The sequence below is a fragment of the Ornithinibacillus contaminans genome (assembly GCF_001038425.2).
GTDB lineage: Bacteria > Bacillota > Bacilli > Bacillales > Amphibacillaceae > Ornithinibacillus > Ornithinibacillus contaminans.
Window position 1 is genome coordinate 51,782 of record NZ_LDPV02000017.1, and the last position, 19,647, is coordinate 71,428.

The following is a 19,647-nucleotide window of genomic DNA, read 5'->3' on the forward strand; positions in this document are numbered from 1 at the left end:
GCTATGCAGCCGAAAAAAACAGTGACAAGACTTAACTCGAATTATATGGAGAAGTATGATGCTTACGTCGTTAGGCAAAAGCGCAAGAAACAACGCTTGATTCGACGGTTAGTATTATTTGCTACGCTTGTGGCACTTGTTGTTGGAAGCATGGCCGTTTACCATTTCAAGCAACGAGAGCTACATGCAGAGAAAACAGAAGAATATAGACTGTTAAAGGAAGAACTCGCAGACTTACAAAAGAAAGAAAAAAGCTATAAAGAAGAAATTGAGCTATTAAATGATGAAACGTATATTTTAGATATTGCTCGTACAAAATACTTTCTATCAAAAGAAGGCGAACTTATTTTTAAAACTCCCGATGATGACTCGTCTTATTGACACACTTTTAATCGCTTCGCTATAATATAGAAGTATAGTACATTTAATTTTTTAAGGAGGAGCATTTTTTTTATGTCAATTGAAGTAGGCAGCAAGCTGCAAGGAAAGGTAACCGGCATCACGAATTTTGGTGCGTTTGTAGAGCTTGGAGAAGGAACTACAGGGCTCGTTCATATTAGTGAGGTTGCCGACAACTATGTAAAAGACATTAACGAACACCTAACAGTAGGCGATCAAGTTGAGGTTAAAGTAATTAATGTCGAAAAGGATGGCAAAATCGGCCTATCCATCAAGAAAGCAAAGGAAAAGCCAGTTCGCCAGAATCCAAGAGAGCGTACTGAAACATTCGAAGCGAAAATGAATCGATTTCTTAAGGATTCTGAAGATCGTTTAGCCTCTTTGAAAAAGCATACCGAATCCAGACGTGGGGGTCGAGGTGCTAAAAGAGGATAGCTTTTGCTGTCTACCTTATAATGCTCTAAATTTTTATTCATATAACCTATAAAGAAAAACAGCTACCGATGTGGTAGCTGTTTTTCTATGGAAAAAAGTAGCGTTGCGCTGAATTATCCCGCAAAACACGGCAACTCTTTCGTTTTAAGCTGAAAAAATGAAAGCGCTCGCTGAACTCTGCCACGCACTCATTTGCCCACCCAACAGTTATCGCACAGGCTACGTAAAACAAAAAATCACCTGCTACCTAGCTAACTAGGATAACAGGTGATTCGAATGATAGCGGCGGAGGGGATCGAACCCCCGACCTCACGGGTATGAACCGTACGCTCTCGCCAGCTGAGCTACACCGCCATAATGTGCAACAAAAAATATATTACAGCATGCAGCGAATTGTGTCAATATGATTTTAAAAAGAGGATATTTTCCGACAAAGTAGAATTACATAAGTAGGAAGTTCCATGGTGCAAATTTTTTAAAAAGGAGGAGAACGATGAAGCAACGGCACGAAGTATTGTTTACCCAGCTTGAAACCTATCGAAGCGAAACAATAGGGTTAGTAGACGGTATGACTGATGAGCAAGCTGAAATCATACCGACTGGCTTTCGGAACAATGTCCGATGGAATCTTGGTCATATCTATCTCGACCAATATCTTTGGATCGAGGCGATTACGAAAGAACCGGTGGAACACACAGACCAGTTCAATCAATGGTTCGGATTTGGAACGAGTCCGACAAACTTCACGGAAGAAACACCACGTCTAGAAGAATTAAAAGAATTATTACAGCAACAGCCCAAGATAATTCGAAAGCACTATGGAGATCTGCTTGAAAAAGAATTTATGCCGACCGAAATGGGCATGCGAACAATTGAACAAGTGCTAACACGAACAATTTTTCACGAAGGTCTCCATGCAGGAGCAATTATCAGTTTAAAACGATTTATCTAGTTCAAAAGTCATCGAAGGATGGCTTTTTTTATTGGGGAAACGGTCCTTTTACCAGCTAAATGGAAATGGGGATTATGTAGAAATGTTCCTTGTCTACTAGATTTCAGTCGAACGATTTTTCAAAATCACTCTCTTGTTTTGACAAAAAATAAAACCCGTCTATGGTTTACTGATATGACAGAGTCTTGTCCATCTACATACTAGATTGTAAACGCCATCTACTTGTAGCGTAAATCATATCTGAAATAGCAATACAGTTATTTTCCGAGAAAGAGGAGTGGTTGAATGGAATCAGTATCAAATGTTCAGACGAAACCAATTCATGTAGCAAGCACATTTTTTGCAAATTTGCGGATGAAGATCTACACACAAGGGAAAAGGATTTTTCTTGACAAGGGATGGCTCTATGTAATCGTTGGCTTTTTATTGGGGCGGGCAATTATTTTATCCGTTGTCTCCCCATTTGCTGTCGCTTTTTTAGCGACACTCTGGTTTATGCAGAAGGAAAAAGCGCCGAAGGCCTTGCTCGCAACGATGCTAGGGGCATTTACGATTTCCCTATCACATGGTGTGTTTGTCGGTATTGCAATGTTTTTCTTTTTAATTGTCGCGTTCTTATTTAAAAACACGCAACATCAGCAAATGAAAATACCGATATTTGTATTTCTTGCGACAGTTGGACCAAGAATATTTTTATATACACTAGAAAACACACTTACTTCCTATGAATGGATGCTGTTAATCGTAGAGGGTGTGCTAGGAACGGTTCTAGTATTAATCTTTATGCAGAGTGTCCCACTTTTAGCACAAAAAAGATACCGGCCAACATTAAAAAATGAAGAAATTGTGTGCATGATCATTTTAATTGCCTCAATTTTAACCGGAACAGTTGGATGGGAAGTGTATGGTGCCTCAATGGAACAAGTGTTATCGCGCTATTTTGTCCTATTGTTTGCCTTCGTTGGTGGGGCTGCCATTGGCTCGACAGTCGGTGTGGTTGTTGGGCTGATCTTGTCACTGGCAAATGTCGCAAACCTCTATCAAATGAGCCTGCTTGCCTTCTCTGGTTTACTGGGTGGATTATTAAAGGATGGTAAGAAGGTGGGGGTTGGTGCTGGTTTATTAGTCGGTACGTTCTTAGTCGGAATCTATGGCGATTCCAGCTCTTTAATGCCCTCTTTAATAGAATCATCCTTTGCTATTTTATTATTTTTCATCACACCAGGTAGCTGGATTAAGCAGCTATCACGCTATATTCCAGGAACCGAAGAGCATACCAATGAACAGGAGCAATATTTACAAAAGGTGCGGAATGTTACAGCAAAGCGGGTGGAGCAATTCTCAGAGGTGTTTGAAGCATTATCGAAAAGCTTCATTACAGCGGAAAATTATTCCCAAGAAGAAGCTGAAGTAGCACGGGAAACCGATTATTTCTTAAGTAATGTAACGGAAAAAACCTGCCAAAACTGTTTTATGAAGGAGCGGTGCTGGCAGCAGCAGTTTGATACGACCTATTCGCTCATGGAATCACTAAAGCATGATATAGAAACCGGCAATCCTCCAGGTAGAAAACTGATGCGCGATTTTGAAAACCATTGTATTAAATCACGTAAAGTAGTCGATACGATGAAAGAGGAAATCTCGTACTTTGAGGCAAATCGTAAACTACGGAAGCAAGTGATGGAAAGCAAGCGCTTGGTTGCAGAGCAGTTACAAGGGGTTTCGGAAGTGATGGAGGACTTCGCCAAGGAGATTTTAAAAGAACGAGAGCATCATGAAAAACAAGAAATCGAAATTATACACGCCTTAAAATCGATAGGGATTGAGCTAGAGAAGTTAGATATTTACCGGTTAGATAAAGGAAGTATCGATATCGAAATGACGGCTTCGTTCTATGATTATCGTGGCGAGGGAGAAAAGCTAATTGCACCAGTACTTTCGGATATTTTAAAGGAAACAATCGTTGTAAAACAGGAGGATATTTCCCCATTTCCAAATGGCTACTCCTTTTTAGCATTCGGATCAGCCAAGGAATTTACTGTTGAGACGGGGGTTGCGAATGCAGCCATGGGTGGCGGTATTATTTCTGGTGACAGCTATACGATGATGGAGCTTGGTGCCGGCAAATATGCCATGGCGATTAGTGATGGGATGGGTAATGGTGTACGTGCTAGCGAGGAAAGCAAGGAAACGCTTCGCCTGTTACAGCAGATCCTGCAAACCGGTATCCCAGAGAAGGTCGCCATTAAATCAATCAACTCCATTCTAGCCTTACGTACAACCGATGAAATGTTTGCCACGCTTGATCTTGCCGTGATTAATTTACACAATGCCTTTGTCCGTTTCTTGAAAATCGGTTCCACACCGAGCTTTGTCAAACGGGGTGATAAATTAATTAAAATCGAAGCGAGTAATCTGCCGATGGGCATTATCCGTGAGTTTGACGTCGATATTGTTAATGAACAACTGATGTCAGATGATATTTTAATCATGATGAGTGATGGGATTTTTGATGGGCCAAAGCATGTGGAAAATACCGATATGTGGTTAAAGCGAAAAATTAGTGAAATGGAAACTAATAACCCACAGGAGATTGCAGATTTGCTATTAGAAGAAGTCATCCGCACGCGTTCTGGTGTGATTGAGGATGATATGACGGTATTAGTGGCGAAAATTCAGAAGAACATTCCACGGTGGGCGACGTTTCCAATCTACCAAACGAAAGCCCAGTGATGAAAAATTACTAGATTCCTTTTCCGATTTAGGTATACTTCCAGCCATTTTTGTCGATGCTGTTTAAGGAAAAAGTTGGAGGTGTTCGAATTGAAGAAGGGGACATTAAAGCAAATTTTGTTAATTACCGACGGGTGTTCGAATAAAGGAGAAGACCCGGCAGCAACAGCAGCATTGGCGTATCAGCAAGGGATTACGGTAAATGTCATTGGGATATTAGAGGATGATCAGTCTGAGGATCCTGAAGGTCTACAAGAAGTAGAGGAAATTGCCTTATCGGGCGGCGGTGTTAGTCAGTTAGTGTACAAGCAAGCATTATCGCAAACCGTTCAAATGGTCACCAAGCAGGCGATGACTCAAACCTTACAGGGCTTTGTTAATCTAGAGCTTAAGCAAATTCTCGGTAATGAACAGACCATGGAGGATTTAGAACCCCAAAAGCGCGGGGAAATCATGGAGGTAGTCGAGGAGCTCGGCGAAACCTGTGACCTAGAAGTACTGGTGTTAATTGATACGAGTGCTAGTATGCATGATAAGCTCCCAACCGTTAAAGAGGCACTAATTGATTTATCCATCAGTTTAAATGCGCGGGTAGGTAGAAATCGATTTTCCATTTATAGCTTCCCAGGCAAACGCAAGGACATTGATAAAGTGCTAGATTGGTCACCGAAGCTGGATTCTATTTCATCTGTTTTTCCAAAGCTGACAAGTGGCGGGATTACACCTACTGGCCCAGCAATCCGTGAGGCAATGTATCAATTCGGTAAGAAAAGCTTATTAAGGAGCTTTAGAAATAACGATGAACAACATATCGAAAACGCATAATTCGTGGCTGCGTCCAGGAATGACGATAACAGGAAAGTGGCATCAAAAAGCTTATGTTATCAAACGAAAACTTGGCAACGGTGCGATTGGAACGGTATATTTATGCGATGCAAATGGGAAGAAGGCGGCATTAAAAATCAGTGACAAGAGTGCGTCGATGACAATGGAGGTCAATGTTCTCAAATCACTAGCGAAGGTCCAAGGGAAACGTCTTGGGCCTTATTTGTTGGATGTGGATGATTGGGTTTCACCAACGGGAACCACGTATTCCTTTTATGTCATGGAATATATCCAAGGTAAGCGACTTGGTGAATTCATTGGGCAGCATGGGAAGGAATGGCTCGGGGTGTTTATGCTGCAGTTATTAGAGGATTTAGATGATCTTCATCAAGCAGGCTGGGTTTTCGGGGATTTAAAGGAAGAAAACCTACTGGTATCCACTGCCCCGACCCGTATACGCTGGGTTGATGTAGGCGGCACCACCCAAATTGGGCGCGCCATCAAGGAATATACCGAATTTTACGATCGCGGCTACTGGGGACAAGGCTCAAGAAAAGCCGAGCCTAGCTACGATTTATTTGCGTTGGTGATGGTGTTTTTGACGATTTATTATCCGAAGCATTTTGCGAAAGGAACTAATCCACAAGCCACCTTATTTAAGAAAATTAATGATGTTCCGTCGTTAAAGCCTTATCGTGATTGTTTGAAGAAGGCGATCATCGGGAAGTATCAAACAAGTGGTGAAATGAAGCGTGATATTGCTACAGCCATTTATCATGTCCAACAACAATCGCGGGCAAAAAACAGACCGAATACCGATAAGCTACCATTCGCCATCGAGTCGTTTGGTTTTCTTCTCCTTGCGATAGGCTATTATCTCTCCTCTTTATTAATTCCGTAATCCGTATGGACTATGATAAAATGATGGAATACGTAAGGAATAGAAGAAGGTGGATGGAATTGATCAAGGACACAGTGACAGCATTTATGGATAAGCATGATTTACTGCAGCCAGATTCGACGGTTTTGCTTGCTGTATCTGGTGGACCAGACTCGATGGCGCTGTTACACTTTTTCACGACAATCCGTCGTCAATGGCGCTTACGATTAGTTGCCGTCTCGGTTGATCATGGACTACGTGGTCAAGAGAGCAGACAGGATGTAGCCTATGTGGAGGAAATGTGCCGGCAATGGGAGATTGAGTTCGTTGGCACGTCAATCGATGTGACGACCTATAAAAAACAGGAGCGATTTGGAACACAATTTGCGGCTAGAGAGCTTCGGTACCGCTATTTTGCAGAACAAATGGAGCACTACCAAGCAGATTATTTGGTATTTGGCCATCACGGAGATGACCAAGCAGAAACGATGCTGATGCAGTTAGTGCGTACGGCGGATTCGAGTTCGTTTTCTGGTATGCCAGTCAAGCGCGACTTTGCAACCGGTAGGATTATTCGTCCTTTCCTCTGTTTGACAAAGGAGCAGCTTCACGACTATTGCGAGCACCATGGCATTACACCAAGAATCGATCCTTCCAATGCAAGCGATGATTATACGCGGAATTATTTCCGTCATAACGTATTGCCCTTATTGAAAAGCAAAAACAGCAACTTACCCGCGACGATTCAGCACTTAAGTGAATCCTTACAGGCGGATGAGCAATACTTACAAGAAGAAGCCAAAAAAATGACGGAAAACGTTGTGAAATTCGAGGAAAATCCGAAAAGGGCAACGTTTGAAATTGATCAGTTTGATTCACACGCATCTGCTTTACAAAGGCGTGCCTTTCATCTAATATTAAACTATCTATATGAGGAGTTACCTGATAATTTATCATATGTCCATGAGGAAGATTTTTTTTCATTAGTAGCAAATGATAAAAGTAATATCCAAATCGATTTCCCCCGTCATTTAAAGCTAGAGAAAGCATATAATAAACTTATCTTTTATTTCCAAACGAATGAGCCCAAAAGCCACGCATTCCATGAAGTTCTCCCAGTTCCGGGTAGTGTATGGTTACCGGACGGAGCAAGTATGAAAGCTACATATTGTAATGAAATTAGTTCACAAGATGAACATACATATTATACGTTGGCAAGTCGTGTTGCATTACCACTGCATGTGCGAACTCGCCGTGATGGTGACCGAATGCGCTGGAGTGGGTTAAATGGAAGTAAAAAGGTAAAAGATATTTTTATCGATGCCAAAATACCCGTACGGAAACGGAATAGTTGGCCAATTGTAACGGATAATAATGGGGAAATACTTTGGATAGTGGGTTTGAAAAAACGAGACCCGATTACGCTGGAAAAGAACACCTCATTGATACAACTATATTTTCAAGAAGGCAATGTGTAGGAGGATTATCGTGCATAACGACATTAAAGAGGTACTAATTACAGAAGAAGAAATTGCAGCAAAATGCAAGGAACTAGGTGAACAACTAACCAAGGAATATGATGGCCGCTTTCCGTTAGCGATTGGCGTACTAAAAGGTGCTCTACCGTTTATGTCAGATGTATTGCGACAAGTACAAACACATTTGGAAATGGATTTCATGGATGTTTCAAGCTATGGTGGCACGAATATGAAGTCTTCTGGTGAAGTGAAAATCCTAAAAGACTTGAACACAAAAGTAGAAGGTCGAGATCTGTTAATTATTGAGGACATTATTGATAGTGGATTAACATTACGCTATTTAGTCGATTTATTTAAATATCGCAAGGCAAAATCGATTAAGATTGTGACCCTATTAGATAAACCGTCTGGTAGAACTGCACAAATTAAAGCAGATCTAGTGGGATTTGAGGTTCCAGATGCATTTGTTGTTGGGTACGGACTTGACTATGATGAAAAATATCGCAATTTACCATATATTGGTGTGTTAAAACCCGAAGTTTACGGTGGCGAGGAATAAGTCAAAATCGTTACAACATGCCCGAAATTACTAGGAAATACAGAGAGTAATTAGTTGTAAAATTTAATTTTTATATGATACTATTGTTAATAGTTTTCCCATCTGGGAGGAGGTAGGCAATGAATCGAGTATTCCGCAGTGCGTTTTTTTACTTAATCATATTTTTGGTTATTATAGCCGTGATTAGTTTATTAAGTGGTCAGCATGATCAAGCAGAAGAACTAACGGTTAATGACTTTATGCAATCACTTGAAGCAGGCGAAATTAAAGAAATGACGATGCAGCCTGTGAATGGAATTATGCGTATCACTGGTACATTAGAGGACGATAAGCAATTTGTTGCACAAGTACCTGAAAATAATGATGTTATCGCTGATATCACGACCAAGGCGCGTGAGCAAAGTGTATTAAACACGAAGGAAATGGATCAGCCAAGCATTTGGGTCACGCTGTTAACAACGATGATTCCGTTCCTAATTATTGGACTATTATTCTTCTTCTTACTTAGCCAAGCACAAGGTGGCGGTGGCGGCCGTGTGATGAACTTTGGTAAAAGTAAGGCAAAAATGTATAGTGAAGAGAAGAAAAAAGTTCGCTTTACCGATGTAGCAGGTGCCGATGAAGAAAAGCAAGAGCTTGTAGAAGTAGTGGAATTCTTAAAGGATCCGCGTAAATTCTCTGCTATCGGTGCACGTATTCCAAAAGGGGTTCTATTAGTTGGACCTCCAGGAACAGGTAAAACACTACTTGCACGAGCAGTTGCTGGTGAAGCAGGTGTACCATTTTTCTCCATTAGTGGTTCGGATTTCGTAGAGATGTTCGTTGGTGTCGGTGCTTCCCGTGTTCGTGATTTATTCGAAAACGCGAAGAAAAACGCCCCATGTATCATCTTTATTGATGAAATTGATGCAGTAGGTCGTCAGCGTGGTGCTGGTCTTGGTGGTGGACACGATGAACGTGAACAAACATTAAACCAGTTGCTAGTTGAAATGGATGGTTTCGGAGCAAATGAAGGAATTATTATCATTGCTGCAACAAACAGACCAGATATCCTAGATCCGGCACTTCTTCGTCCAGGACGTTTTGACAGACAAATTACCGTCGATCGTCCAGATGTTAAAGGTCGCCAAGAAGTTCTAAAGGTACATGCAAAGAACAAACCATTAGATGCTTCTGTTGATTTAAAAACAATCGCGATGCGTACACCAGGATTCTCTGGTGCAGACTTAGAAAATCTTCTGAATGAAGCGGCACTTGTTGCGGCTCGTCAGGATAAGAAACAAATCGATATGCTCGATGTGGATGAAGCAATTGACCGTGTAATCGCTGGTCCTGCTAAGAAATCCAGAGTTATATCGGAAAAAGAACGAAATATCGTGGCATACCATGAAAGTGGTCATACGATTATCGGGATGGTACTGGATGACGCCGATGTCGTTCATAAAGTAACAATCGTCCCACGCGGTCAGGCTGGCGGCTATGCTGTCATGCTACCGAAGGAAGATCGTTATTTCATGACCAAGCCAGAGCTATTTGATAAAATTACTGGTTTATTAGGTGGTCGTGTTGCAGAGGAAATCACATTTGGTGAAGTAAGCACCGGCGCATCCAATGACTTCCAGCGCGCAACAAACATTGCCCGTAAAATGATTACCGAATACGGTATGAGTGATAAACTAGGGCCATTGCAATTTAGCAGTGGTGGCGGGGAAGTATTCCTTGGCCGTGATATTAACAATGAGCAAAACTATAGTGATGCCATCGCACATGACATTGATAAGGAAATGCAAAACTTCATCAATTATTGCTACGAGCGTGCGAGAACCATTCTAACAGAAAATCGTGACAAGCTAGAGCTAGTAGCGAAGACCTTATTAGAAGTGGAAACACTAGATGCAAGACAAATTAAATCGTTATTTGAAAAAGGCGTGCTTCCAGATCCAGAAGAAATCGTTGAAGAAGAGGACAGCGATGTGAAAGTCAACATACAGTCCAAAAAAGACGATGACACAGTAGATTCTTATGAAGAAGCAAAAGAAAAAGCTGATCAAAAGCTACAAGAAGAAATCGCCGAATCAAAACAAGACGAAGATCCAAAACAAGATTAATAAGCAGCCTCCACTGGGGGCTGTTTTTTTATGTATATTAATTAAGGTGCAGGGCGTCACCGAGACATTTTGTGCTGAGTCAAGCGGGAAAGTGAACCAGAGCCCGTGTCTCGAAGACATTTCCACCCGAATCAAACAGAAAGTGAACCAGATCCACCAACCACAACCGCCCCCGTAAGCCACGCCCGGCAGTACCCCGCCCAAACACATCGCAACCATATCCCATAACCTCCTCATGCCTCTCTTCTATTTCCATTACGTTTTTTATTTTGGTATAGTAGAAAGGGAAACTTAAGCGAGCTATTGCTTGTGGCGTTCGTTTCTTCATAATCAGTAGTCATGCAACCATTTTATGTAGGAAGGAATTTGAACATGCTTTTTGTGCTGGACGTTGGTAATACAAATACAGTATTAGGAGTCTTCGATGACGATGAATTAACGTATCATTGGAGAATAAAAACAGATCGATATAAAACTGAGGACGAATTTGGGATGCTAATCAAATCGTTGTTCGATTATAGTGGGATAAAGTTTGAGGATATACATGGGGCCATTATATCATCGGTGGTTCCTCCGATTATGTTTTCATTGGAAAAAATGTGCCGCACTTATTTTAAGCTTGACCCGATTGTGGTAGGGAAAGAAACGGTTAAGACAAATTTAAAAATGCGATATCCGAATCCAAAGGAGATTGGCGCAGACCGAATTGTAAATGCGGTCGGTGCGATTAAGGAGCATCAATCGCCATTAGTCATTATTGATTTTGGAACGGCGACAACGTATTGCTATATTAATGAAACGGAGGAATATTGTGGAGGAATTATTTCCCCAGGAATCAATATTTCCGTTGAAGCACTTTACCAAAGAACATCCAAGCTTCCGAAAATTGAAATCGAAGCACCGGAGAATATTATAGGGAAATCAACGGTTGAAGCTATTCAATCTGGCGTGTTTTATGGTTATATCGGGCAAGTTGACGGCATTGTGAACCGCATCAAGCAAACCTTTGGGGATGCCAAGGTTATTGCAACGGGCGGATTGGCGTCACTAATTGGTGATGCCTCGGAAACCATTGATCACGTCGATCCATATTTAACATTAAAAGGGTTATATGAAATTTACAAAATGAATCAATAAAAAGGAGTTCATGCATCATGTCAGATTACTTAATTAAGGCGACCACATATGACGGGATGGTACGCGCTTATGCAATCCGCTCAACAGAAACGGTAGAAGAAGCGCGCCGCCGCCAGGATACATGGGCAACCGCGTCAGCAGCGATGGGTCGAACCATTACCATTTCAACAATGATGGGTGCCATGTTAAAGGGAAATGATTCCTTAACTGTAAAAGTAGAAGGTGGAGGCCCAATTGGAGCTATCGTGGTGGATGCAAATGCCAAGGGCGAGGTTAGAGGCTATGTTACCAATCCCCATGTTGATTTCGATTTAAATGCTAAAGGCAAGCTAGATGTTGCCAGAGCTGTTGGTACAGCGGGTAATTTGAGCATCACGAAGGATCTAGGATTACGAGAGTATTTTACAGGTCAAGTACCAATCGTCTCAGGAGAAATAAGTGAAGACTTCACCTATTATTTCGCAACATCTGAACAGGTGCCATCTGCTGTCGGTGCAGGTGTGCTAGTAAATCCTGATCACACAATCCTAGCTAGTGGAGGATTTATTGTTCAAGTGATGCCAGGAGCGGGCGATGAGATTATTGATAAGCTTGAACAGCGAATTAAGGCCTTTCCGGCGATTTCGTCACTTGTACAAGAAGGAAAAACACCAGAAGAAATTCTGGAGCGCTTATTTGAAGGAGAAACCATTAAAATCCATGAAAAAATGCCAATCGCATTTTCATGTAAATGCTCCAAGGAACGACTAGCACAGGCGATTATTGGGCTTGGTAAGGATGAAATCCAACAAATGATTGATGAAGACCATGGTGCAGAAGCATCTTGTCATTTCTGTAATGAAACGTATACATTTACAGAAGAAGAGCTGAAGGAATTACAACAAGCATAACAATCAATGGAGAGGAGTAAAACGATGTCCAAAAAACTATTATTCAGCATAATTGTTGTACTCCTTATTACTAATGTTGCAACAATGCTATTTTGGAAACAGGATGATACAAGTGATGTCATTGATGACAAGGAAATCAAAACCAATGAGGCGGTTGCCAAAATTGATGGCAATGAGATTACTTACCAGGATTGGATGAAGTCCTTACGCGAAAACTATGGAAAAAAACAACTGAAGGATCAAATTGATCATCAGATTGTAAAACAGCTCGCCAAGGAAAAAGGCATCACAATTAGTGAGAAGATTGTGGAACGGGATATTGCCCTACTCACTACGATGCAAGGATTAACTTCTGAAAAAGAATTAAACGAACTAGAAGAAAAATGGGAAGAAGATATTCTCTACCGTTACCAGCTTGAAGCATTGCTAGCGGAGGGTGCTTCGATTTCAGATAGTGAAACACAAGCCTACTACACGAAATATGACCGCCAATATCAGTTTTACGAATCCGTGCAGCTCTCCCATATTATAGTGCCGGATATGGCAACTGCTGAAAAGGTGGTTGATGAGCTCGAGCAAGGAGCGGATTTTTCGCTACTGGCAACGGAATATTCGATTGATGAGGATACAAAAAATAACGGTGGATACTTAGGTTTTAATTCGACCGATACACAATTTTTGCCTGCCGATTATTTTGACGTGGCAGAGGGGTTAGAAGAGTACTCGTATAGCGAACCATTTACCACTGCGAATGGCGTTGCGATTCTTTACCTTCATAAAAGCTTACCAGATATAACCTTTAGCTATGAGGAGCTGCAGCCATATATCCGTAATGAACTTGCCCTGCAAAGTATGAACCAATCATTGGTTGCTGATCCATTATGGGAAAAATTAGATATAGAGTGGGTTTATGGTGAATAGACTATAAGGTAACGTAAAAGCAATAAGTAGACATAATAGTTGACAGTTAGCCTTGCCTAGAATTACATTATAATAAAACCTATAGAATTAGTAGGAATTATGAGGAGGTAATTTGAATGAGAGTGGCAGATAGTATAACTGGTTTAATTGGTGAAACACCGATTGTAAAACTGAACCGCATCACAGATGAAGACAGTGCTGATATTTATGTCAAATTAGAGTTCATGAACCCCGGTAGTTCGGTAAAAGATCGTATTGCTTTAGCGATGATAGAAGCAGCAGAAGCAGAAGGTAAGCTAAAAGAAGGGGACACCATCGTAGAACCAACTAGTGGAAACACAGGAATCGGTTTATCCATGGTCGCTGCAGCTAAAGGCTATAAGGCAGTACTTGTTATGCCAGACACGATGAGTCAAGAACGCCGTAATCTATTACGTGCTTATGGGGCAAAACTAGTGCTTACCCCTGGTGCAGAGGGTATGAAGGGTGCGATTAAAAAGGCAGAAGAGCTTGTGAATGAAAATGGCTACTTTATGCCACAGCAATTTATTAATCAAGCCAACCCAGAAGTACATGCGCGCACTACTGGAAAAGAGATCACAGAGCAAATGAAGGACGGCTTGGATGCGTTTGTTGCTGGAATTGGAACAGGTGGAACGATTACTGGAGCGGGTAAGGTTTTAAAAGAAAACTTTGCTAATGTTAAGCTGTATGCGGTTGAGCCAGTTGATTCTCCAGTTTTATCAGGTGGGTCACCAGGTCCTCATAAAATCCAAGGTATAGGTGCAGGGTTTGTACCGGACGTATTAGATACAAAAATTTATGATGAGATCATTCAAATCAGCAATGACGAAGCATTTGAAACCTCTCGAGAAGTTGCTAGAACGAACGGTATCTTAGGAGGCGTCTCCGCTGGTGCTGCAGTTGCTGCAGCTAAAAAAGTAGCCAAACAACTAGGCAAAGGGAAGAAAGTACTTGCTGTATTCCCAGATAACGGAGAACGTTATTTATCAACACCTCTTTATCAATTTGACGAAGAATAATACATGAACCGATAGAAGGCTAGTATCTAAAAAATGATGCTAGCCTTTTTCTGTAGCGTGGAGAAGTATACATTTTGATAGCAACTAATGCATAATCAAAAACGGCCACGACGAGCTCCAGGCGCTTGCGCTTTTGCATTCATATGATAGGATAGTACTAGTTATTACTTACAGGAAGGAACGATTGGAATCATGCTTCTAAAGACTTCATCGAAAATCTATGATTTATCAGCACGTACGCATATTATGGGTATTTTAAATGTGACACCAGATTCTTTTTCGGATGGAGGAAATTATACGACTATTGAAAGAGCTGTACAACAAGCCGTCCAAATGGAAAAGATGGGCGCAGATATCATTGATATCGGTGGCGAGTCGACCAGACCAGATCATGATCCGGTATCATTGGAAGAGGAGCTTTCCCGTGTTTTGCCAATAATAAAGGCTGTTAAAGAAGCGGTAACGATACCAATTTCAATCGATACGTATAAAGCCGAAACGGCAAGACAAGCATTAGAAGCCGGAGCGGAAATCATTAATGATGTGTGGGGAGCAAAGCGCGAACCAGAGATTGCGGCGGTTGCTGCGGAAAAAAATGCTCCAATTATTTTAATGCACAATCGAACCAATCAAAACTACACATCACTAATCGATGATATGAAACGCGACCTAACGGAGAGTATCGAGATTGCACGTAAAGCGGGTGTCCCAAACGAAAATATTATTTTAGATCCGGGAATTGGCTTTGCAAAAGATGCAAACGATAATTTAGTCGTCATGAATAATTTAGAGAAACTGGTGGAAATGGGCTATCCCTTATTGCTTGCAGCGTCTAGGAAACGATTCATTGGTAGTGTCTTAGATTTGCCGCCAGCTGAACGGGATAACGGCACAGGTGCAACAACCTGTCTTGGTATCACAAAAGGGGCGCATATGGTTCGGGTCCACAATGTGAAGCTAACGGTTGAACTTGCTAGAATGATGGATGCAATGGTGCGTGCGGAGGTTCATAATGGATAAAATTATCTTAACTAATATGCAATTTTATGGCTATCATGGCCTATTACCAGAGGAAAATAAATTGGGGCAACGATTTTATGTCGATGTCACACTTGAATTAAGCACTCAAAAAGCAGGAAAAACCGACAACATGCATGACTCTATTGATTATGGACAAGTCTATCAGCACGTTAAAAAAACAGTAGAGGGTCCAGCGAACAACTTAATCGAAGCGGTGGCAGAACAAATCGCCGCCGACTTATTAACATCATTTACTTTATTACAAGCCTGTACGGTTAAAGTGATTAAACCAGACCCACCAATCGCGGGTCATTACGAATCCGTAGCAGTCGAAATTTACCGGGAGAAACAATCATGAATCATGTCTATATTGCCTTAGGGACGAATATCGAACCAAGAAACCAGCATTTAAAAAGTGCTATGGAGTCACTCCGTGCATCTGAGAACATCACTATTTTGAATCGATCGTCAATCTATCAAACAGCACCAGTTGGGTATACCGACCAAGATGATTTTCTAAACATGGTTATAGAGATTGAAACAACGTACGCATCTGAGGAACTGTTAGCGGTGTGTCAACAAGTCGAACAGGAGTTAGGGAGAAAACGCGAGATTCGTTTTGGTCCACGAACAATTGACCTTGACATATTAGTATATAATGAAGAAAATAAAAACTCGGAGCACTTAAGTATTCCACACCCTAGAATGCATGAACGAGGATTTGTTTTAATTCCGTTGAACGAAATAGCCCCAGAATTAATCATCCCGTCAACCGATAAAACGGTTAAAGAATGGTTAGCAGAACTTCCTGAACAGGATAAAAAGGACATTAACAAATGGAACGAATCCGAATAGGAAGACGGATAAAGGCATTTCGAAAATTAAAGGGATTCACGCAAGCAGAATTTGCAAAAGTTATTGGGGTATCCTTGAATGAACTAGGGGCAGTGGAGCGCGGTACCCGTGACATATCCGAAGCAATAATTGAACGAACAGCGGACACGCTAAACATAGAGAAGCAAGAACTATTAGGAAAGATGGAGGAATAACCATGTGGAATATTGGTGACATCACCATTCCAAATCGTGTAACACTAGCCCCGATGGCCGGTGTCAGTAACTGGGCATTCCGGTTAACGGTTAAAGAGTTTGGTGCAGGACTTATTACAGCCGAAATGGTTAGTGATAAAGGAATTTTAAATCGAAACCAAAAATCGATGAAAATGCTCTATATAGATGAACAAGAAATGCCAATGAGCCTACAAATTTTCGGTGGGGATAAGGACTCGCTTGTGCAAGCGGCACAATATGTTGACCAGAATACGAATGCATCGATTATTGACATTAATATGGGCTGCCCAGCACCGAAGATTACCAAGGTTGATGCTGGATCACGTTGGTTGCTTGACCCAGATAAGATTTATCAGATGGTAAAAGCGGTCGTTGCGAATGTGGAAAAACCAGTTACCGTAAAAATGAGGACTGGCTGGGATGAAGAGCACCTATTTGCTGTTGAAAATGCAAAGGCTATTGAAGCAGCTGGCGGCAGTGCGATTGGCTTGCATGGTCGAACAAGAATGCAAATGTATGAAGGCTATGCCAATTGGGATATAATCAAGGAAGTGAAAGAAGCGGTAAATATTCCTGTAATCGGAAATGGTGATATCGACAGTCCAGAGATTGCTAAAAAACGCCTAGATGAAACCGGCGTTGATGCGGTTATGATCGGACGCGCTGCTTTAGGAAACCCGTGGATTATCTATCAAATAGCAAAATACCTAGAAACCGGTGTCCTCGTTGATAATCCATCGCCAAAAGAAAAGATTGACGTCTGTCTCCTTCATATGGACCGCCTCATTAAGTTAAAAGGGGAAAAGGTAGCCATTATGGAAATGCGTAAACACGCAGCCTGGTATCTAAAGGATATCAAAGGAAATGGCAAAGCACGAAAATTAATCAACCAAGCCGAAACACGCGACGAGTTGATCAACATATTATTTGAGTTTGTAAGAGAGATAGAAGCGGATATAATTGCTTCCTAAAGTTAGGATATAAAAATCTGCTGGTTATAAAGAGCAGATTTTTCTTTTTTTAGATGATATAGTATGATTAATAGATGTTAAAGCGTTTTTTGCGTGTAAAATAAGGCGTATAGGACAACCTTGCGTTATTTCAATCATTGAACTATAAATCTATAGATTAATTATAAACACTGGAGTGATCGTAATGTCAGAAGAATTAAATGAACACATGCGCGTTCGGCGTGAAAAATTAGATGCGTACCGAACACAAGGCCTAGACCCATTTGGCGGCAAATTCGAACGAACAGCAATTGCAAAAGAGTTACAAGAGCAATTTGAATCCTTTTCAAAAGAAGAATTAGAAGAAAAAGCACATCAAGTAACGATCGCTGGAAGAATGATGACCAAACGCGGAAAAGGGAAAGCGGGATTTGCGCATCTTCAAGATTTAAGTGGACAAATCCAACTTTATGTACGTAAAGATGCGATCGGGGAAGAAGCATATGAGGTCTTCAATTCTACCGATCTAGGAGATATTATCGGGGTAACGGGTGTAATGTTTAAAACGCAGGTTGGTGAACTGTCTGTTAAAGTAACTGAATTTCAGCTTCTAACCAAATCATTACGACCACTTCCGGAAAAATATCATGGTTTAAAAGATGTAGAACAACGATACCGTCAGCGCTACTTAGATCTAATCACCAATATGGAAAGCAGAGAAACCTTTGTAACACGTAGTAAAATCATCCGTGCGATGCGTAACTACTTAGATGGACAAGGATTTTTAGAGGTGGAAACACCAATGATGCACAGCATCCCTGGTGGAGCAAGCGCACGACCATTTATCACGCATCATAATGCACTAGATATTCCATTATATATGCGCATCGCGATTGAGTTGCATTTAAAACGATTAATTGTCGGTGGACTTGAGAAAGTGTATGAAATCGGGCGAGTATTCCGTAATGAAGGTGTTTCTACACGACACAATCCAGAATTTACAATGATTGAACTTTACGAAGCGTATGCAGATTACCACGATATTATGGAATTAACCGAAAACCTAGTAGCACATATCGCAGAAGAAGTACTTGGAACAACTACTGTTACCTATGGCGAGTATGAAATTGACCTAAAACCAAAATGGAAGAGACTTCATATGGTAGATGCTGTTAAAGAATATACAGGTGTTGATTTCTGGGAGCATATGAGTGATGAACAAGCAAGAGAGCTTGCGAAACAACACGGTGTTGAAATTAAGAACAACATGACATTCGGACATGTAGTCAATGAATTCTTTGAACAAAAAGTAGAAGAAAAACTCATCCAGCCTACATTTGTATACGGCCACCCGGTTGAGATTTCGCCATTAGCGAAAAAGAACCCAGAGGATGAGCGTTTCACAGATCGCTTTGAATTATTTATTGTAGCAAGAGAACATGCCAATGCATTCAGTGAATTAAACGATCCAATTGATCAACGAGAACGATTCGAAGCGCAAGTTAAAGAAAGAGCAGAAGGAAATGATGAAGCACATCTAATGGATGAAGATTTCCTAGAAGCACTTGAATACGGTATGCCACCAACCGGGGGACTTGGTATCGGTATAGACCGATTAGTAATGCTATTAACAAATTCTCCGTCTATTCGCGACGTATTACTGTTCCCGCAAATGCGAAATAAATAAGTTGAAACGATGAAAGAGACTCCTAGCTTTTGCTGAGGAGTCTTTTGTTATGATAGTTAAAAACACATACCATTTATTCCCAGTAATAGAAACTTGATTAAAGGATAAAATCATGGTAAATTATATTTCGTTGCTTGTACATAGGAAGAAAAAATAACTTATAAATCAAGCAAGAAAGTTGTTGACTTCAACTGGTCAGCGTGCTATATTAATAAAGTCGCTGATTTAAGAAGCGACATGTTGGATTTAAAACTTTTATTAAAAAACTGTTGACACAGACAAGTAGAAATGGTATAATATAAGAGTTGACTCAAAAACAACAAATGATTATTTTTTGCTCTTTGAAAACTGAACAAAACAACCAGTATGTCAAGAAAAAACATACCCTGTTTTTTCTATTAAAAGAAATACAGAAGCTAGCGCTTCTTTGCTAAGAACTTTCCTATAATGGATTGGTGTCCATTATAGACAAACTTTTTTGGAGAGTTTGATCTTGGCTCAGGACGAACGCTGGCGGCGTGCCTAATACATGCAAGTCGAGCGCGTGAAACATTTCTGAT

At 41.0% G+C, this 19,647-nt stretch carries 19 protein-coding genes, 1 tRNA gene and 1 rRNA gene; 20 read left to right on the forward strand and 1 reads right to left on the reverse strand.

Annotated features, from left to right (window positions below; all coding sequences use genetic code 11):
* The first annotated feature begins 3 nt into the window (after positions 1-3).
* A complete protein-coding gene (locus tag JF53_RS03240) occupies positions 4-381 on the forward strand; it encodes an FtsB family cell division protein (protein ID WP_047980729.1) in 378 nt (125 codons plus the stop codon).
* Positions 382-453: 72 nt separating this feature from the next.
* Complete coding sequence (locus tag JF53_RS03245; RefSeq protein ID WP_047980730.1) at positions 454-834, forward strand: S1 domain-containing RNA-binding protein; 381 nt, start codon at positions 454-456, stop codon at positions 832-834.
* 280 nt (positions 835-1,114) lie between these two features.
* Here JF53_RS03245 and JF53_RS03250 read toward each other — a convergent pair.
* Positions 1,115-1,188, reverse strand: a tRNA-Met gene (locus JF53_RS03250).
* Between the two features lie 139 nt (positions 1,189-1,327).
* Between JF53_RS03250 and JF53_RS03255 the strand changes: the two genes are divergently transcribed.
* The 18 genes from JF53_RS03255 to JF53_RS03340 form a co-directional block, all read left to right on the forward strand.
* Positions 1,328-1,786 (forward strand): DinB family protein, encoded by a 459-nt coding sequence (locus tag JF53_RS03255; RefSeq protein WP_047980731.1) that lies wholly within the window; start codon positions 1,328-1,330, stop codon positions 1,784-1,786.
* Between the two features lie 285 nt (positions 1,787-2,071).
* On the forward strand, positions 2,072-4,519 hold the full coding sequence (gene spoIIE, locus JF53_RS03260) for a stage II sporulation protein E (protein ID WP_083443532.1): 2,448 nt from the start codon (positions 2,072-2,074) through the stop codon (positions 4,517-4,519).
* Positions 4,520-4,609: 90 nt separating this feature from the next.
* Complete coding sequence (locus tag JF53_RS03265; protein WP_047980732.1) at positions 4,610-5,344, forward strand: VWA domain-containing protein; 735 nt, start codon at positions 4,610-4,612, stop codon at positions 5,342-5,344.
* Positions 5,319-6,245 (forward strand): protein kinase domain-containing protein, encoded by a 927-nt coding sequence (locus JF53_RS03270; protein WP_047980733.1) that lies wholly within the window; start codon positions 5,319-5,321, stop codon positions 6,243-6,245. Before JF53_RS03265 ends, JF53_RS03270 begins: the two co-directional genes overlap by 26 nt.
* Positions 6,246-6,304: 59 nt before the next feature.
* A complete protein-coding gene (gene tilS, locus JF53_RS03275) occupies positions 6,305-7,702 on the forward strand; it encodes a tRNA lysidine(34) synthetase TilS (RefSeq protein WP_236686899.1) in 1,398 nt (465 codons plus the stop codon).
* 10 nt (positions 7,703-7,712) lie between these two features.
* A complete protein-coding gene (gene hpt, locus JF53_RS03280; protein ID WP_047980734.1) occupies positions 7,713-8,261 on the forward strand; it encodes a hypoxanthine phosphoribosyltransferase in 549 nt (182 codons plus the stop codon).
* A gap of 119 nt (positions 8,262-8,380) precedes the next feature.
* Positions 8,381-10,369, forward strand: a complete 1,989-nt coding sequence (gene ftsH, locus JF53_RS03285; protein ID WP_047980735.1) for an ATP-dependent zinc metalloprotease FtsH — start codon at positions 8,381-8,383, stop codon at positions 10,367-10,369.
* Positions 10,370-10,741: 372 nt separating this feature from the next.
* Complete coding sequence (locus JF53_RS03290) at positions 10,742-11,506, forward strand: type III pantothenate kinase (RefSeq protein ID WP_047980736.1); 765 nt, start codon at positions 10,742-10,744, stop codon at positions 11,504-11,506.
* Positions 11,507-11,523: 17 nt separating this feature from the next.
* Entirely contained in the window at positions 11,524-12,396 is an 873-nt protein-coding gene (gene hslO / locus JF53_RS03295; RefSeq protein WP_047980737.1) for an Hsp33 family molecular chaperone HslO, read from the forward strand.
* A gap of 24 nt (positions 12,397-12,420) precedes the next feature.
* Positions 12,421-13,317: a peptidylprolyl isomerase gene (locus JF53_RS03300; protein WP_047980738.1), complete on the forward strand. Its 897-nt coding sequence runs from the start codon at positions 12,421-12,423 to the stop codon at positions 13,315-13,317.
* A 116-nt stretch (positions 13,318-13,433) separates the two neighbouring features.
* A complete protein-coding gene (gene cysK, locus JF53_RS03305; RefSeq protein ID WP_047980739.1) occupies positions 13,434-14,360 on the forward strand; it encodes a cysteine synthase A in 927 nt (308 codons plus the stop codon).
* A 192-nt stretch (positions 14,361-14,552) separates the two neighbouring features.
* On the forward strand, positions 14,553-15,380 hold the full coding sequence (gene folP / locus JF53_RS03310; protein ID WP_047980740.1) for a dihydropteroate synthase: 828 nt from the start codon (positions 14,553-14,555) through the stop codon (positions 15,378-15,380).
* Entirely contained in the window at positions 15,373-15,738 is a 366-nt protein-coding gene (folB, locus tag JF53_RS03315; RefSeq protein ID WP_047980741.1) for a dihydroneopterin aldolase, read from the forward strand. Before folP ends, folB begins: the two co-directional genes overlap by 8 nt.
* On the forward strand, positions 15,735-16,235 hold the full coding sequence (folK, locus tag JF53_RS03320) for a 2-amino-4-hydroxy-6-hydroxymethyldihydropteridine diphosphokinase (protein ID WP_047980742.1): 501 nt from the start codon (positions 15,735-15,737) through the stop codon (positions 16,233-16,235). Before folB ends, folK begins: the two co-directional genes overlap by 4 nt.
* A complete protein-coding gene (locus JF53_RS03325) occupies positions 16,217-16,429 on the forward strand; it encodes a helix-turn-helix domain-containing protein (RefSeq protein ID WP_047980743.1) in 213 nt (70 codons plus the stop codon). Before folK ends, JF53_RS03325 begins: the two co-directional genes overlap by 19 nt.
* 2 nt (positions 16,430-16,431) lie before the next feature.
* Complete coding sequence (gene dusB, locus JF53_RS03330; protein WP_047980744.1) at positions 16,432-17,421, forward strand: tRNA dihydrouridine synthase DusB; 990 nt, start codon at positions 16,432-16,434, stop codon at positions 17,419-17,421.
* A 184-nt stretch (positions 17,422-17,605) separates the two neighbouring features.
* Positions 17,606-19,087 (forward strand): lysine--tRNA ligase, encoded by a 1,482-nt coding sequence (gene lysS, locus JF53_RS03335; RefSeq protein WP_047980745.1) that lies wholly within the window; start codon positions 17,606-17,608, stop codon positions 19,085-19,087.
* Positions 19,088-19,562: 475 nt separating this feature from the next.
* A 16S ribosomal RNA gene (locus tag JF53_RS03340) occupies positions 19,563-19,647 on the forward strand; the annotation flags it as partial.